7 protein-coding genes and 1 pseudogene are annotated in these 16,985 nt (G+C 60.2%); 3 read left to right on the forward strand and 5 right to left on the reverse strand.

Annotated elements, in window-relative coordinates:
• Positions 1-44: 44 nt before the first annotated feature.
• The 3 genes from RLCC275e_RS09980 to RLCC275e_RS09990 all read right to left on the reverse strand — a co-directional run bounded on the left by RLCC275e_RS09980 (position 45) and on the right by RLCC275e_RS09990 (position 6,617).
• Positions 45-3,290, reverse strand: a complete 3,246-nt coding sequence (locus RLCC275e_RS09980; RefSeq protein ID WP_033182667.1) for an adenylate/guanylate cyclase domain-containing protein — start codon at positions 3,288-3,290, stop codon at positions 45-47.
• A gap of 206 nt (positions 3,291-3,496) precedes the next feature.
• Positions 3,497-5,203: a biosynthetic-type acetolactate synthase large subunit gene (ilvB, locus tag RLCC275e_RS09985; protein ID WP_033182668.1), complete on the reverse strand. Its 1,707-nt coding sequence runs from the start codon at positions 5,201-5,203 to the stop codon at positions 3,497-3,499.
• A gap of 319 nt (positions 5,204-5,522) precedes the next feature.
• Positions 5,523-6,617, reverse strand: coding sequence for a LacI family DNA-binding transcriptional regulator (locus RLCC275e_RS09990; protein WP_033182669.1), 1,095 nt, complete (start codon positions 6,615-6,617; stop codon positions 5,523-5,525).
• A gap of 347 nt (positions 6,618-6,964) precedes the next feature.
• On the opposite strand from RLCC275e_RS09990, the gene RLCC275e_RS09995 reads away from it, so the two are divergent.
• From RLCC275e_RS09995 to RLCC275e_RS10005, 3 genes are all read left to right on the forward strand, one after another.
• Entirely contained in the window at positions 6,965-7,927 is a 963-nt protein-coding gene (locus RLCC275e_RS09995) for a sugar-binding protein (RefSeq protein ID WP_012757474.1), read from the forward strand.
• 81 nt (positions 7,928-8,008) lie between these two features.
• The gene (locus RLCC275e_RS10000) at positions 8,009-9,550 is read left to right on the forward strand and encodes a sugar ABC transporter ATP-binding protein (protein WP_033182670.1); all 1,542 of its coding nucleotides are present in this window, start codon (positions 8,009-8,011) and stop codon (positions 9,548-9,550) included.
• A 41-nt stretch (positions 9,551-9,591) separates the two neighbouring features.
• Positions 9,592-10,617 (forward strand): ABC transporter permease, encoded by a 1,026-nt coding sequence (locus RLCC275e_RS10005; protein ID WP_012757476.1) that lies wholly within the window; start codon positions 9,592-9,594, stop codon positions 10,615-10,617.
• 72 nt (positions 10,618-10,689) lie between these two features.
• Here the strand turns inward: RLCC275e_RS10005 and RLCC275e_RS10010 are convergent.
• Positions 10,690-10,935: pseudogene (locus RLCC275e_RS10010) on the reverse strand (helix-turn-helix domain-containing protein); the annotation flags it as partial.
• Between the two features lie 303 nt (positions 10,936-11,238).
• Complete coding sequence (locus tag RLCC275e_RS10015; protein WP_033182672.1) at positions 11,239-16,800, reverse strand: DUF3320 domain-containing protein; 5,562 nt, start codon at positions 16,798-16,800, stop codon at positions 11,239-11,241.
• Positions 16,801-16,985: the final 185 nt, after the last annotated feature.

Genomic DNA, 16,985 nt, shown 5'->3' on the forward strand with positions numbered 1-16,985 from the left:
GATTTGCCAAATCGATCTCCGGCGATCACTGCAACGAGGACAAGTCAGTCGAGAAACGGCAAGACGATGAGCGTGCCTGGATCGAGGTTGTGGCGGATGCACACATCCTGTGCCAGCGTAAAATACCGTTCCGCCTCGTCCATGTCGTCATGCTCGAGGCTCAGTGTCGCCAAGCCATCATAGCACGGAAAGAGCAGTTGCGGTTCATCAATTTCCTTCGCAACCTCAAGGGCTTCTTCGTAATACTTACGAGCTAGCTTCGGCTGCCCGTGGCATTGATGAATCTGGCCCAGCACGATCAGCGGCACGGAGAGATGGTCTCGCTGATCGAGCGCCCGGTCGATTTCGACGGCCTTCTCCGCCGCCGGTACACCCTCGGCGGCGCAGCGATCGGTGAAGGTACAGCAGGCAACGGCGAGGTTGGCGAGAAGGCGCGCCTGGAAGCCGAGATCGCCGATACGGGTCGCGAGCTCCAGTCCGCGCCGGCAGATTCTGATGGCGTTGGCCGGGTCGACGATCGTGTAGAGAACGCCGAGATTGGAATAGGCGCGACAGGCGGCACTTTGCAGATCGGCCTTTTCGGCAACCGAGAGGCTGCGCTCCACTTCCTGTACGGCCTCGCGGCGACGCCCGAGCCGCGCAAAGGCCGCACCCTTGGTATTCAGCGCCTCCGCCATCGCTCGCGCCGTCTCCCGTCCGGCCTCGGTCGTCCCGTCGATCGGCAGTGTTTGCAGGCACTGCAGCGCCTGCGTCGCCCACTCTGCGGCAGCGGCCTGATCCCCCATGCGGAAGGCCAGATGGCCGCGCTCCTGCAGGACATGTGCACGTTCGACTGGCGCATCGATCGTTGCGATCATCGCTTCGGCCTCGGCCAAATGTGTCTCCGCTTGATCGCGGCGTCCTGCATCGAGATGCAAACGGCCGATCTTGCGTAATATCCGCGCCGCGGCGATAGGATCGTCTTTGGTGCGGTGGATCGCCAGCGCTCGCTGATAATGGTTCAAGGCGGCGTCGCGCAGGCCCGCTGGGCCGCAGAGATCGGCAAGACGCTCCAGGAGCGCCTGTTGCTCCGGTGTCACCTCCGCCTCGTTTGCGAGGGCCGCAAGGGCCTGACGGTAGAGGCGCATTGCATCGTCATTGGCGTAGGCCTTGCGCGCCAGATCGCCCGCCGCCATCAGATAGGTTGCGCCCTTGGCCTTTTCTGCGGTCAGGCTGAAGTGATGGCCGAGCTGCGCCAGATGTTCCGGCCGGTCGGGCGCTGCACCATATTGACGTTCCAGAGCCTGACCGATCCGTCGATGAAGCTCTATACGCCGTTGTAGCAGGAGATTGTTGTAGATGACGTCGTGCATCAGCGTCTGGCTGAAGCGATAGCCCGGCGACCCGCCGGCATCGGGCCCGCGCAATTCCTCGATGATATTGGCATCGCAGAGATGATCCAATGCGGCATCGATGGCGGCCGGGTCCGTGGCGATGGTGCGGAGCAGGGCGGTATCGAACTTCGGGCCGACCACCGCCGCCTCTTGCGCCAGCCGTCTGATGTCCTGCGGCAGACGATCGACGCGGGCAAGCAACAGGGCTTGCAGGTTCACCGGGATATCGACGTCCGTGTCTTCCGCTGCGACATGCCAGCGCTGGCCGTCATTGTGCAACGTGCCCATGTCGATCAGCGCCCGAAGGATTTCTTCGATGAAAAGCGGATTGCCGCCGGCTCGGTCGAGGATGCGCTTGCGCATCGTGACCGGCAACTTGCCATGATCCTCGCCGAAAAACGCAGCAAGCAGCTTCTGCCCGTCGGCCGCAAACAGTGGTGCAAGACGCTGCACGGTGACGCTGACACGATTGGAGTCCAGTGGGTCAGTCTGTGATGTCGGTCGGTAGACCGCCAGCAGCATCAACCGGCTGCGCTCCAGCCGGTCCATCATGAAGCGAAGCACTTCCAGCGAGGCGGCATCCGCCCAGTGCAGATCCTCGATGACGAGCAGCAGGGGACCTTGCGCCAGCCGCCGCTCGAAGACGGTGCGGACGCCATAGAAGATCTGCCGCCGCAGCTGCTCCGGCTCGATGTACCGCAAAGCGCCATCGGGATCGCCGAGACCGAGGACATGCAGAAAGAGCGGCAAAAGTCCCTCGACCTCCTCCTGCGTCAGATCGAGCGCGCGGAACCCCGTTGCCAGCAATTGGCGCGCCCTGTCGAGATCGTCCCGCTCGCCAATGCCGTAGGCGCTGCGCACGACCGCGCCGAGCGTGCCATAGGATTGTTCGCCGAGGGGAGAGCAGGTGGCTTTGCGGATGGCGAGGCCCTGAAATTGGGCGGCATTGCTGGCTATCGCGACGAATTCATTGACCAGCCGCGACTTGCCGATGCCCGCTTCGCCGATCAGACGGACAAGCTGCGCAGCACCGCCGCAGGCAAGATCGAGGCATGTCAGCAACCGCGACAGCTCCGTATCCCGTCCGATCATCGGCGCCTGAAGGCCGAAACTTTCGAGTCCGCGCGCCGTATGCGGCGCTTCCGACAGCCCTGTCAGCCGGTGGACAAGGACGTTGCCGCTTTTGCCACGCAACGCCTGCGCGCCGAGACTCTCGAAGGCAAAGGCATGGCGGGTGAGGCGATAGGTCAGCGGCCCGACAAGAATATCGTTTTCACCGGCCATGGATTGCAGGCGTTGGGCGGTGTTTACCGTGTCGCCGGTCACCGAATAGGATTTTGTACTGACCGCGCCGAAGCCGCCGGTGACGACAGGGCCGCTATTGATGCCGATATGCAGACGCAGCGGCACGCCGGCGCGGGCGCGCCAGCGCTCGCCGACCTGCGTCGCCCGACCGATCATATCGAGTGCGGCACCAAGTGCCCGGACGGGATCGTCCTCATGAGCGACCGGCGCGCCGAACAGCGCCAGCAGCGCATCGCCGACGAACTTGTCGACGAAGCCGCCATAGGCTTCGACTGCCTGGGTCATCTCTTCGAACAATTCGTTCTGCAGCACCCGCATGACTTCAGGGTCGATCTGCTCGCTCAACGTCGTGAAGCCGCAGAGATCGGCAAAGAGCACGGTCACCGGCCGCCGGTCGGCATCGTTGTCTGATTTATAGGATACCGCCTCGATCTTCGGCTTCGATGAGGATTGGATTTTGCCTGATATCGACGCGCCACATCCGGGGCAGAAGGCAAAATCGGGCTGACATGCATAGCCGCAGGCGGCGCAGGTGACAGGCTGCCTTGCGCCGCATCGCGGACAGAAAGCAAAACCACTCTGAATATCGAACCCGCAGCCGCTGCACTCCATCGGACGCATCTCACGAAACCCCGATGTACGGCTATTTCAGCCGCAACCAGCAGGCCTCAGACAGGGGACAAGCATGAACCTGCTGCCCCAGGCCCGCAAGCACTAAGCAAGCGGCGGATCTGGCGACAGCTTTGGCAGCTTGAGAACGGTGATCTGCGGGCTGCAGGATCGCACGGTTTGCTTTTGGGGTGTTCGATCACCGGCCGTTACTGCCGAAGGGCGTCGGCGAACCTTGCAACCCGGCAGTCAAAGAGCACCGGCCGGTCCACATTGATCATCTCCTCGATCCTGGCATCGAGTTCGCTCGGGCTCTCGCAGCGAAGGCCGACGGCGCCATAGGCTTCCGCGAGCTTGGTGAAATCGGGCAGCGAGGCCGAATAAGCGCGCGATCGACCATTGCCATCCGGTACCTGACGCCATTCTCGCGCCATGCCCGGATGCTCATCGCTCAAAATGAAGATCTTGATCGGCGCTTGATGTTGTATCGCCGTCGACAGCTCCTTCATCGTCGTTTGCACCGACGCGTCGCCGGCAATATCGATGACAAGGCGGCCGGGATTTGCGATCTGCGCCCCCAGCGCGGCAGGAAGACCGAAACCCATAGTCCCCAGTCCCCCGGAGGTAATCCAGCGATTGGGTTCGTCGAAACCGAAGAACTGCGCCACCCACATCTGCTGACCGATCTCCGTGGCGATGATGGGGTCGTACGGCTTTGTCAGCGCATGCAGACGCTCCAGGGCATGTTGCGGCATGATTGCATGGTCCAGCCGCTCGTAGGAAAACGAATGACGGGCTCGCCAATGATCGATCTGCGTCCACCACGCCCGCAATCGCTTCTGGTCGGGGACAGTGGAAAGCGACTGCCAGGCACGGATCATGTCCGCCAGCACATGCGCGGCGTCGCCTTGAATGCCGATATCGACGGGAACGCGTTTGTTGATCGACGAGGCATCGATATCGATCTGGATCTTCTTCGAGCGCGGTGAAAACTCATGGACGCGCGAGATCGCAAGGTCGTCAAACCGCGCACCGATGGCGACCATCAGATCGCACTCGCCAACTGCCATATTGGCTTCATGTGAGCCGTCCTGTCCGGCGACTCGCAGCCAGTTCGGCCCGGTGGCGGGATAGGCTCCAAGCCCCATGATGGTGGACGTTACGGGAAAGCCCGTGAGGTCGACGAACTCGCGCAACAATCTCGACGCCTCAGGTCCCGAATTGATGATGCCGCCGCCGATATAGATGATGGGGCGCCGGGCTTCGGCCATCAATGCGACCGCCGACCGGATCGCGTTCTGATCGCCTTGCATTGCCGGCTGGTAGCGCGGCAGCGGAGCTACGTTGTCAGGTGAGACGTAGATCCCGCTGGCAAACAGCACGTCCTTCGGCATGTCGACCAAAACAGGACCGGGTCGACCGGCCGCCGCGATCTGGAAAGCCAGATGGATCGTCTTGGCCAGATCGTCGACGTGTTTGACGAGGAAATTGTGCTTCGTGCAGGGACGGGTAATGCCGACCGTATCGCATTCCTGAAAAGCGTCCGTGCCGATCAGACTTGTCGGCACCTGGCCGGCGAGGCAGACGAGCGGAACGGAGTCCATAAGCGCATCCTGCAGCGCCGTAACCGCATTTGTAACGCCTGGTCCCGATGTCACCAGCATGACGCCAACTCGTCCCGTCGAGCGGGCATAGCCTTCGGCGGCGTGTCCGGCGCCTTGCTCATGGCGCACCAGGAAATGTTTGATGTCCTCCTGTTGGAAGATTTCGTCATAGATCGGCAGCACCGCTGCGCCGGGGTAACCGAAAATGTGTTCGACACCGTTGTCGCGCAGCGCTTGCAGAACGATCTCGCCGCCGTTCATGAGACGATCAGAGGGCTTGTTGAGGAAAGAGTTGGCTGTCTCGCCGGTCATATCTGGGTTCCGTCGTGAGTGAGGTGATAGTTGCGACGGGGCATAAAAAAAGGCCCCGTCAGGGACCTGTTTTCGGCGCATGGGTGGCTATTGCCGGACGATCAGACCGTCCTGCCCATGCGCGATATCACGACTACGAGAACCATTGCGATTTTCATGGGCGATAGAGCTACCTCCGAATCTACACGTCGTCAACGACGTCTCTGCGTAGATTGTATCTGCGGTTGAGAATATTTGAGATCGGTAGGGTAGCCAGTGACGAGGCAAGGGCAGGGGCGATCCGTTCGCCAGCCTATCTGGCCCGGCGCGAACCCAGGTTCTATGACGAGGTATGGGCGCCATCGAGGATCTGCCGCGCCTCGGCCCGCGGCGCGGCGACGGAATGACGCTTAACGAGCGAGCATTCGAGCTTCGCGATTGGATAGCGCTTGCCCGGTGTACTTTCCGGGTTGAGATGTTCGATCGCCCATTGCCCCATGGCAAGATGTGGAAGGACCGAAGTCGTCAGCGGCGGTACGAGATGTCGTGAAATTTCTTCGTCGTCATAACCCACCACCGACATGTCCTGGGGAATGCGAAGCCCTGCATCCTTGAGCGCTTCGTAGCACCCGATGGCAGTGCGGTCGTTCTGGCAGAAGATCGCGGTGGGCGGCTCTTTCAGAGCAAGCAGTTTCATCGTGGAGGCATAGCCGGCACTGGCCGACCAGTCGCCTTCAATGACCAATTCAGGATCGAAGGGTATATCGGCGGTCGCTAGGGCGCGGCGATATCCCGTCAGCCGGTCCTGCGCAGCCTGCATCCAGATTTCGCCGGTGATCGTCGCGATGCGGTGGTGTCCGTGCGTGATCAGGTGCCGGGTGGAGCTCTGCCCTCCCGCGATCTCGCTCGGCACCACGGCGGGAAAGGCATGGTCGGCCGTATAACAGTTCAGCAGGACCGTCGGGATGTTGAGCTCGCAGACATAGGAGGGAAGCTCTACCTGGCGGGTATAGATCGTCATATAAATGAGCGCCGATATGCCTCCGCACGTCAACGCCTCGATTGCCTTCGGCTCCATGACGGGATCACTGAGCGTCTGGGTTACCAAAAGGACATTGCCGGCGTTCCAGGAGGCTTGCCGCGCGCCTTCGATCGCAACGATCGCTTCCGGGCTGGTGGCGAGCTGATCGACGGCGAAGCCGATGACGTTGTCCAGTCCCGAATAAGAGGCCTTCGTTGCATAGGTCTTCTCCATGTAGCCGAGCTCGCGCGCCGCCTCCCATACGCGATCGCGCGTCTGCTGGGAGATACGGGTGCCGGGCGTGTCGTTGAGGACGAAGGAGACGGCCGCCTGCGAGCAGCCAGCTGCGGCGGCGATATCCATCATCGTCACACGCACAGGCTTATTCCTCTTTTGGGTCTTGGGTTTTCGCATTCGTGGAAACTGTCTCTGCTTCAGATAATGGGGCAGGGTGATTGATTGTCGTTTTCTGCTAATAATATTAGCATCTATCTGAAAGCGTTGGCAATTGCATGAATTGCTTCAACACCAGCGGTTATTGGCAACTTCCAGTACGAAATTGCAGCCCTGACCACTGGGCGATGAAATGTTTCGATCTGCATTGATAATACTATTTACTAATTAAAATTCTTGTATACCGTCAGGGAGCGATCGGAACCTATGCCACTCGTCGCTTTGCGACGGCCCTGGGAGGGGGCGCATCCGGCCGGCCGTAAATCGGAAACGGGCCCGTGCAACTGCGGCCCCTCGGGAGGTGTATTATGAAACAGCTGAAACGCAATGCAGCCTTGTTTTTCGCCGGGTTGATGCTGAGCGCGGCGCCGATTGCCGTATCGCATGCTGCCGACAAGCCGACACTTGCATTTGTCGTCAATGGCGCATCCGACTTCTGGAAAGCCGCAGAGGCGGGCGTGAAGAAGGCGCAGGGCGAGATGCCAGACTACCAGATGGAGCTGAAGTATCCTGAGCAGGCATCGGTCGCCGTTCAGCAACGGCTTATGGAAGACTTGGTCAGTGCCGGCGTCAAGGGGGTGATGGTCTCCGCGGTCGATCCCAAGACCCAGACGGACGGCTTGAACAAGATCGGCTCGCAGACTGCTCTCTTCACGACCGATAGTGACGCGCCGCAGACCAACCGCGTCGCCTATATCGGCTCGTCTAATATCGATGCCGGCATGCAGGCCGCCGAGATCGCCAAAAAGGCGATGCCTGACGGCGGCAAATGCATCGGCTTCGTCGGCCTGCTCGGCGCCGACAATGCCAAGGAACGCATCCAGGGCATGAAGGACGGCCTGAAGGGCACGAAGATCGAGCTGACGGATGTCCGCGGTGACGATATCGACCAGACGCGCGCAAAGAAGAACGTCGAAGACGCGCTGGTGGCCAGCCCCGACGTCACCTGCATGGTCGGCTTCTACTCCTACAATACGCCGCGCATCTATGAGGCGCTGCGCGACGCCGGCAAACTCGGCCAGATCACCGTCGTCGGCTTTGATGACGATCCGATCACGCTCGGCGGCGTCAAGGAGGGCACGATCGCAGCGACCGTCGTGCAGCAGCCGTTCGAGTGGGCCTATCAGGGCATGAAGCTGATGGCGGCCTATCTCAAGGGCGACAAATCAGGCGTTCCCAGCAACGGCTTGATCATCATCCCGACGGTGATCATCGGCAAGGATGACGTTGACAAGTATGCCGCCAGCCTGAAGGCTATGTCTGGAAAATAACCCTCCTTCGCGGCGGCGGCACTTGCCGCTGCCGCGACTGACGTGTCGTGCCGACACAGCATTAGTTGCCATGGACAGGCGATGAACCACAGCTCTGACATCCCGTCACCGGACCCGCTTGCAACCCCGTTCCTTTCGCTTTCCGGCGTTGGCAAGACCTATCCGGGCGTCGTTGCGCTTGAGGGCCTGTCGATCGACATCATGCCGGGCGAGGTCATTGGCCTCGTCGGCGAGAACGGGGCTGGAAAATCGACCCTGATGAAGATTCTTGGCGGCGTGATCGCACCCGACCGAGGCACGATCCTGCTCGACGGCACAGAGCTTCGCTTCCTCACTGTGGAATCGAGTATCGCATCCGGCATCGCCTTCGTGCACCAAGAACTCAATCTCTTTGAAAATCTCGACGTTGCCGCCAATATCTTCCTGGGCCGCGAACCGCTGAAGGCGGGACCTTTCAAGCTCGTCGATCGTGATCGACTGCGAGACATGGTGAAGCCGCTTTTGAAGCGGGTGGGGGCTCATTTTTCCGCCGACACACCCGTGGCATCGCTTTCCCTTGCCGAGCAGCAGATGGTGGAAATCGCCAAGGCGCTGTCCATCAACGCCAGGCTCGTCATCTTCGACGAACCCACGTCCAGCCTGCCGCTGGCCGAAACCGAGCGGCTCCTGAGCATTATCAAATCGCTGAAAGCGGATGGCATCAGTGTCATTTTCATCTCGCATCGCCTTCACGAGGTCGAGCGCGTCGCGGACCGGGTCGTAGTCCTGCGCGACGGCACGCTTGTGGGCACGCTCACCAGGAAAGACATCGGCCACGACCAGATGGTCAAGCTGATGATCGGCCGGGTGCTTGCGGCCCGGACCGCAAAACCGCAGCGCTCGCCCGGCTCGGTTGCGCTGAAGGCAAGCGGCGTGCGCACCGAGGCCTATCCCGGCCGTCCCGTTGATCTGGAAATCCGATATGGAGAAATCATGGGGCTTGCAGGGCTCGTTGGGTCGGGGCGCACCGAGCTTGCAAAAGTACTCTTCGGCATCGACCGGAGCTACGGCGGAGCCATCCTGCAGGACGGGCGGCAAATTGCGGTCAGTTCTGCCCGGGACGCCGTCGCTCGTGGCATTTTCCTGGTACCGGAGGATCGCAAGCGCAACGGCATTCTTCTTGATTTCCCGATCGCCCAGAACATAACCCTTGCCGATCTCCCCAAGCTCTCCAGCCGCTTCATGCTTTCTGCTGAGCGGGAGAGGGCGGCGGCCGAAAAGCAGCGCGTTCGCCTCGGTATCAAGGCGCCCTCCGTTTCGACGCGAACCGGCACTCTGTCCGGCGGCAACCAACAGAAGGTGGTGCTTGCCAAATGGTTGTCGATGAGCCCGAAGGTGATGATCTTCGACGAGCCGACACGCGGCATCGATATCGGCGCGAAGAACGAGATCTACGGCCTGATGCGAGCGCTTGCCGATGCCGGAGTCGCCATCCTGATGATCTCCAGCGACATGGAAGAGGTGATCGGCGTTTCCGACCGCATCGCCGTCATGCACGAGGGCCAGATCGCCGGCATATTGGAAGAGGACGAAATCAGCCAGGAAAGTGTCCTTTTGCTTGCTGTCGGCAAAAGGGTAAAATAGCGGCTGCGGCCCATAAATAAGTATCGGGGGATGGATCTCGAATGATCAAAAAAGATCTCGGACTGCTGCTTTTGATCGTCGTCGTCGGCATCGTCGTCGCCATCATCAACCCGCGCTTCCTCCTACCGATCAACCTGGCCAACACCGCCAACTTGATCGGCCTGTTCGGCATCCTGTCGATCGGCCAGGCCTTTGTCATCATTACAGGCGGTATCGAGCTTTCCGTGGGCTCGCTCGTTGCGCTTCTCGGTGTGCTGTTCGTCGATTTCATCGCGGTCCAGGATATGTCATGGATGCTGGCGCTGCCGTTCATTCTCGCACTCGGCGCGGTCATAGGCGCCGTCCACGGCTGGCTGATCACCCGGCTCAACCTGCAGCCCTTCGTCGTCACCCTCTGCGGCCTCCTGATTTATCGTGGGGCAGCGCGCTTCTATACGGCCGACGGAACGGCGGGCTTTGCTTTCGGCCAAAATTTCCCAGACCTCGAATTCCTGACCGCCGGACGGTTTTACGGCGTTCCCAACACCTTCATCGCACTCGTCATCATTGCCGTGGTCATGTGGATCATGCTGCATCGCTCTGTCTTCGGGCGTTATCTTTACGCGATCGGGAAGAACGAGGAGGCGGCCCGCTATTCCGGTATCCGTACCGGCCGCATGATCATGTCGGCCTATGTCATCTGCGGGCTGCTGACGGCGCTTTCGGCGATTTATTTCGCCATGTACACGCGCTCGATCTCGCCGGCGAGCCATGGCCAGTTCTACGAACTCTACGCGATTGCCGCTGCCGTACTCGGCGGCTTTTCGCTCCGCGGCGGCGAGGGGTCGATCGTCGGCGTCGTGCTGGGGACGGTCCTGCTCCAGGAGTTGCAGAATCTCGTCAACCTACTTGGTATTCCCTCGTCGTTGAATTTCGCTGTCATGGGTGGCGTGATCCTCATCGGCGTCCTGATCGACCAACAATGGCACGCGATCCGCGCAAAGCGCCGCCTCGTCTTTGCCGCCCGGCAGACCGAAACCCGTCTTTCGAACGAAGGCAGTTTGCCGGTGGTTGCCAATCAGGACTAAGTCGGTGGATGGGCCATCGCGCTCGGCAAGCTTCTCGGCCGCCAAGGTTGGTCCGAAGTCTGCATAGCGTTAGCGAACCAGCGTCACCGCGTAATCCCGAACACCATCGCTGATCCGGTTGTTCGACGGCCGACCGATCGCCTTGTGCCGGATCGACGCCGCACCACCAATTCGGATCCGCTCCAGCAGCCGACGCACCTGGCGCGTACTCAGATCAAGCATATGCGCCGCCGACACCAACGTCATCCGGCCGGCGATGACTTTCGACAAAATCTCGATCCGCTGCAGATCGCGCTCGCTCATCGCAATCAGTCCCATCCGCAATCTCCCAGGTCATCAAACCCGGGGAGTGTGACATTCCAACTTTGCAGAAACAGGACACTTCAACTTTGCGGCTACATACATGTATCGCATAAGATAGATTATGGAACATATAGCCTAATGAAATAGCCTCTCAGACCGCTGAAGATGCGGCTATCGCCGATTGGCGTTACGATTTAGATATCAATGTGTTCGATGGCGAAGTTACGACTTCGGTAGAGTATGAATTCGAGATTTCCCGATGTACAATTGTCGAGATGTCTTGCCTGAGGCTGCGCGTCCAATTCGGCATTACACACATCAGGTTTGATTGAGAAAAGTCAGCATGCCTCCGAAATCGATCAAGGAACCCTTCTCTTGCAAGAGCACAATCCGGGACTCCACCAGTTCCTTTAACTGACTACTCGTTGACTTGAACCCAAGCCCGCGCGCGACCGCATTCACCGCCTGATCTACGGTGGCCCCGAGGCTCGTTCTGATGACTGTGATAAGCCCTTCGTCAATTTCCATCGGCGGCAGCATTTCGATCCGACGCAGGCTGAGAGACGTGACGCCGCTACGATCTCTGAGCGTGATTTCCTTGTCCGGCCAAAGCAGAAACTCTCCGTCGCGCACGATCTCCTGAGAATTCTGGGCGATCGTGATCGCCGCGCCGACATGGGCATCGATCCGGTTTCCCGCCCGCTGAAGACCCCAGGCCGACCTGATGCGGGTGACGACCTCGTCCTGATGCACTGGTCCTTCTGCTCCGACCGTTTGCTTTACCAGCGCGATCACCACGCCGATCGGCGCTTCGTGAAGTTCGCCTACGATATTCGGTCGCAGCACGGCCTCCTGATACAAGGTTGCGCTCGAAATTTCGTCGACGATAACCGGCTGCAGACCAATCTCTGTAACGTCCGCACGTTCGATAGTGACGACCTCGACCGGTACCGCTCGCCTCGACAGGTGTTCCTCTGTTCCCGACCTGACGTCGGCCTTGGCCCGCTCGATGGCGGCAACGAGGCGTTCAAGTTCCGCTTTGGGCCTTTGGAACCAGTCTGCACTCCAGATGCGATAGATATTCCAGCCATGATCCTCGAGGACCGCCTGTCGAAGCCGGTCTCGGTCACGAGCCGAACGCGAGTCATGGTATGCGGCGCCGTCGCATTCGATCCCCAGAATATATCTGCCCGGTATCTGCTCGTCGGCCACCGCCAGATCTATGAAGAACCCGGCGATTCCAACCTGCGGATGAACCTGATAGCCCCTCTCCTTAAGCGCAGCCATGACCTGTTCTTCAAAGACGCTGTCCATGCCACGGTCGGTGCGCTGGGTCATCGAAAGCCTGCCCGTCCGAGCGTAATGGAGAAACAGTTTGAATGCGAAGACGCCTTTGCCTTTTCCACGTTCGAGATCGATGTCCTCGTCGGTGATCGAAGCGTATACCTCGCAGCGCCGCTTCGCGCGGCTGATAAGAACATTGAGACGACGTTCGCCTCCCTCGGCTCCCAACGGCCCGAAGCGCATGCTCATTGGCGCGCCACTTGGCCCCTTGGCATAGGCGACGGAAATGAGGATGACGTCGCGCTCGTCGCCCTGAACGTTTTCAAGGTTCTTGATGAAGAAAGGCTCGCTCGGATGCGAGTGGAAGAACTCCTCGGTTTCTGGGTTGAGGCGTCGCAGCAGTTCCAACTGGTCCTGGATCTCTCGACGCTGCTTGATGGAGAATGCCGCGACGCCGAGCGACAGGCTCGGCGATTGAAGCGCATGCCGTATGATCGCTTCGGCGACGACCTTAGCCTCTACCTTGTTGACGCCATCCTCGAAGACGCCGCCAGGCACATGCTGAAAGCGGAGGCCCATGCCCGCCTCGGCCGTATAAGGACTCGGTACAATGAAGAGCTTGCTATCATAGAACTGGCTGTTTGAGACCGCGATCAGAGACTGATGGCGGCTTCGGTAGTGCCATCGGAGCATCTTTTCCGGAAGGCCTCGGGCGGAAAAGAGTCCCAGGATACTTTCAATATCTGACACCTGAGCGCCGTCCTGGGCGTCGTCGTCATCCGACGTGCTGGAGGTCATTTTCGAGAAGAAACGGGTCGGCGGCAACTGACGCTCGTCCCCAACGACGACCACCTGTTTAGCGCGGGCTACCGCTCCCAACGCGTCTACCGGCTGAATTTGACTGGCTTCGTCCATGACGAGGAGATCGAACTGCAGAAGACCGGGCGGCAGGAACTGTGCTATGGAAAGCGGGCTCATCATGAAGACTGGCTTAAGGGCCTGTATCGCTACGGACGCGCGCTGCATGAGCTGGCGGATCGGCATGTGACCGCGACGGCGCGCCATCTCTCCCCTAAGGACTCCGACAGGACCGATCCCACTGACGGCAGGAATTCGTTTGTGGTGAGCGCGGACGACCTCAAGACGGGATAGCGCCATTCTGCTCCGGTCCAATGTCGCGAATTCGTTCACGAGTCGCCCGTGCACCTCGCCGTCGAAACGAGATAATTCGGGGTCGGCGGAATGCTGATGTCTGAGGATCCCTTCGTAGATCGCCATCTCCACATATGGCACGACGTCATCCGGCTTCACCCGCCCATCTTCGAGGCGTTCAACAACAAGACCGACGCCGGCGTTCGCAGCGTCTTCCGCTCTTCCGCGATAGGCGGCCCATTTGGATAGGTGCTCCTCGGTCTCGACCCATTTCGCGAGCTTTTGCGCGACCGTCGCAAGCTCCGTCTGTCCGATTTCGTGCGCGCCGAACACAATCGACACATCCGCCTTCAGGAAGCCGAGCAAAGCTTGGAGATCGTGTTGAAGGATCGCTCCTCTCGCCAATGCATCGCGAGCTTTCACAGCCACCGCGGGGCGGTCGGATACGCGCGAGCTTAGCAGGCGGATGTCGGAGTTGTATGAAATCCACTCAGTCGTGCGAGACAGCAGCGACCAGTCCGACTCCGTCCCCTTCCAAAGCGGACCGAAGGAAGCCCGGCCGAGGGAGTCCAGCCGCTCCAGCGTGGATTTCAGGCCGCGCGCCAATGCGAGCAGCTTCAATAGCGCAAGACGGTGTGCGTTGGTTTCCGGAACAGAGCGGACCAGCGTCAGGAAGACCTTGTGGGCATCGGCGATTTCGCGGGCGAATTGCGATGTCTGTGTAAGCGAGACGCCATCTGGGCCTGGAGCGTCCGAAAACAAAACTGACGCCTTCTCACCAAGATCCTTCCATAGACTGAGCAGAAGACGTCGTGACTCGTCCAGCAGCGCCCTCACCTGCTCACAACGGCCCGCTACCGACGTCCTGTCGGAGAGACGGCCGGCTATCAACCGTGCTTCGACACCGACACCGCGCAGGCTTCGCATCCAAAGTACGAGGTTTTCAAGCGGCTTCGGGTCCGACTTTTCTCCGCGCCAGTCCGCTCCGAAAGCAGATCTGCCGAGGCTGTCGCCGTCCTTGATCACAGCGCGGGCGCTCTTGCCCTTCTGGAGAAGATCAAGGATTCGAACAGTTTCGTCGGGCGAAGTCTCGTTGGGCATCACGCTGCGCAGAAGCGCCTTTGCCTTCCGCCACTCACCGCTCATGAACCTGAAGAGACGCTTGCCATGGACGGCGACCGCTGCCCGCACCTGCATAAGGTCGATATCCCAGGCCTGCTCAGAGATCTTGCCTTCAAGCTCGGCACGAATACGCCGAAAGTCTCCCACGGCCTCAGCGAGATCGGAGGCCTGGTCAAGGCCTCGTTCCCAGATGGCGGCAACGAAGGCGTCGGGGCTCGCGTCCGGGGCTTCGGCTACGCGCTGTCCGATGACGATGAGCCGATCAATCGATGCCAAGGTCGGAGAGGCATTGACGCCGAGCAGGGTACGCAACGCGCCCGCGCCCGCCAGGAAGCGCGGCAGCACAGACGCAAGCTGTTCGATCGTGGCAAACCCGCTTTGTGAGAAGTCTGCAGAAAGACGGACGAATTGCGTGGCAATCGGCTCCGGATCAGATTCCCATGCGGACGGCGTCATGCGGGCCGCGACTTCGGCCGCGTATGTCGAGAATTCGGCGCCGCCAACGACAAGATCGCGTACCCGATCCAGTTCGGTCGCCCATGCGTCGTTTGCCAATGCCTCCGAAGATATCTCCGAAGGACACGAGGCGACCCTTTCCGCGGTCGACGCGATGTCCATAAAGTTTGCCAGCGAGTGAGGCGATGATAGTTCGAGCGTCTGCGATACGTCATCCATCTGGCTGCGCAATTCAGCCAGTTCCGTGGCCGCCGTTTTCAATCTCGTCGTCAGACGTTCAAGATCGAGCGGGGTAACTCCGGTAAGCCCGACGCCGTACCACGGATGGTGCTTTGGCAGGCCGATGTCCTTGATGCGTTCAGCAAGTTCCGTCAGCAGCGCCTTCGCCCGCTCGCGCACCTCTGGCGTCCAGTCCGCAGCAACCGGCAGCTCGATATCCGATGGAGCCATGCCCTCGCGACGCAGCCTTGCAAGGTGTCCCATGACTTGGAACGGGGAAAGCGAGTAGGGTTGATACACGCGGTGAATGCGTGCCGGATGGGCGTTAAGTAAATCGCGTGCGTCCGTGAGGCGCTGGTCGAGCGCACTGCCGGATTCCCCTTTGGGCGTGCCGAGCTCCCAAGTATGCTGCAGCTCTGCGAGGACGGCGCGCTTGTTCGCCTTGTTACTATGGAGTTCGAGGCAGGCTTCACCGACGCTCGCCTGGTCAAGGCGTCGTTTCACGACCTCGAGCGCCGCCATCTTTTCGGCTACGAACAGCACCGTCTTGCCGTCGGCGACCGCCGACGCGATAATGTTGGCGATTGTCTGGGATTTTCCCGTGCCCGGCGGGCCTTGAATGACGAGGTCCCTCCCTCGCCTGACTTCGTGGATCGCGGCCGTCTGCGAACTGTCGGCATCGACGATATGCGTCATCTCGGAAGGCGAAATGTGCTCGTCGATCTTGACGTCCTCGCCAAGCAGCTGTTCGCCGCCCTCGAAGCCATCGGAAACCAAACCGGTGATGAGTGGCAGCTCGGTGAACTTGGCATCCTTAGGCCAGAGCGTGGGATCAAGGTCTCTGTACATGAGGAATTTGGCGAAGCTGAAGAAACCGAGCACGATGTCGTCGGGTTGGACGGACCAGTTTGGCTTCATCGAGATGCACGCCGCCACCTTCGCGGCGTAGTCCTCGAATGTGAAGTCGTCGCTCGCCTCGAACGCCGGCATTGAGATCTGATGGACACGGTCGAGAAAGGCCTCGAGGGAGAGGTTTGAAGCGAGGTCCTCCTGGCGTGCTCGAAGCTTGAAGCGCTCGGCTGCGCTGCCACGCTCCAACGACACCGGCACGAGGATGAGCGGTGCGTAGCGGACGTTCTCCGCATTGTTGGGATCGATCCACTTTAGAGTGCCCAGCCCGAGGAACAGGATATTCACCCCCTGCTCTTCCTCTAATGTCCGGGCATCGAAGTAAAGGTCCAGCAGACGCTTCTGGAGAGCATTTGGCGTCATGCGGGTCTGGAGCTTGGTGTCGCCATGACGGACAAGCCGACCGTCGCCGTCGCGCTCATCATCGTCCGGGAGCGCGAGTTCGATCAGTTCGTCACCGTCGCCGTCATCCTTGGATTCCCGCCCCTTCGCCCCCGCCAGGAAAGTCATGGTCCTTCCATCGGTCACAAGGATCCGAAACACTTCGGACGACTTCTCGTCGACAACGTCGATGGTTTTCGCACTTTTCGAAAAGCGGGGAACGTTCAAAAGGCGGTTGCGCGCAGAAAGGTCAAGTAGTTCGGTTCTGGCCTTTTCGATCTTGGCTTCTACGGACAGATTACTTTGAAAGATAGACGTTTCATTTTGCTCAGATGCGCCGTCTGCCATGTCGATCATATTCTCGCTCCCTGCTAACCTTTAGATGCAGTAAATTGATCAATCAGTCTAGCAGGACGTGTAGTCATGTTAGGTCAGTTGGCTCTTCCCGGAGAGCGATTCGTGCGGCCGGTGCCGCCGGTTGGCAGCAATGTTCGGGCGGCGAACGACATTGGAATGGACTCCCGGACGCTCCCTGCTGGCGC

It is taken from the genome of Rhizobium brockwellii (assembly GCF_000769405.2).
In the GTDB taxonomy this organism is placed as follows: Bacteria; Pseudomonadota; Alphaproteobacteria; order Rhizobiales; family Rhizobiaceae; genus Rhizobium; species Rhizobium brockwellii.

Excerpts from the sequence above, each read along its gene's own strand:
- RLCC275e_RS10005 (WP_012757476.1), top strand. The coding sequence starts at position 9,592 with ATGATCAAAAAAGATCTCGGACTGCTGCTTTTGATCGTCGTCGTCGGC.
- RLCC275e_RS09995 (WP_012757474.1), top strand. The coding sequence starts at position 6,965 with ATGAAACAGCTGAAACGCAATGCAGCCTTGTTTTTCGCCGGGTTGATG.
- RLCC275e_RS10015 (WP_033182672.1), bottom strand. The coding sequence starts at position 16,800 with ATGATCGACATGGCAGACGGCGCATCTGAGCAAAATGAAACGTCTATC.
- RLCC275e_RS10000 (WP_033182670.1), top strand. The coding sequence starts at position 8,009 with ATGAACCACAGCTCTGACATCCCGTCACCGGACCCGCTTGCAACCCCG.
- ilvB (WP_033182668.1), bottom strand. The coding sequence starts at position 5,203 with ATGACCGGCGAGACAGCCAACTCTTTCCTCAACAAGCCCTCTGATCGT.
- RLCC275e_RS09990 (WP_033182669.1), bottom strand. The coding sequence starts at position 6,617 with ATGCGAAAACCCAAGACCCAAAAGAGGAATAAGCCTGTGCGTGTGACG.
- RLCC275e_RS09980 (WP_033182667.1), bottom strand. The coding sequence starts at position 3,290 with ATGGAGTGCAGCGGCTGCGGGTTCGATATTCAGAGTGGTTTTGCTTTC.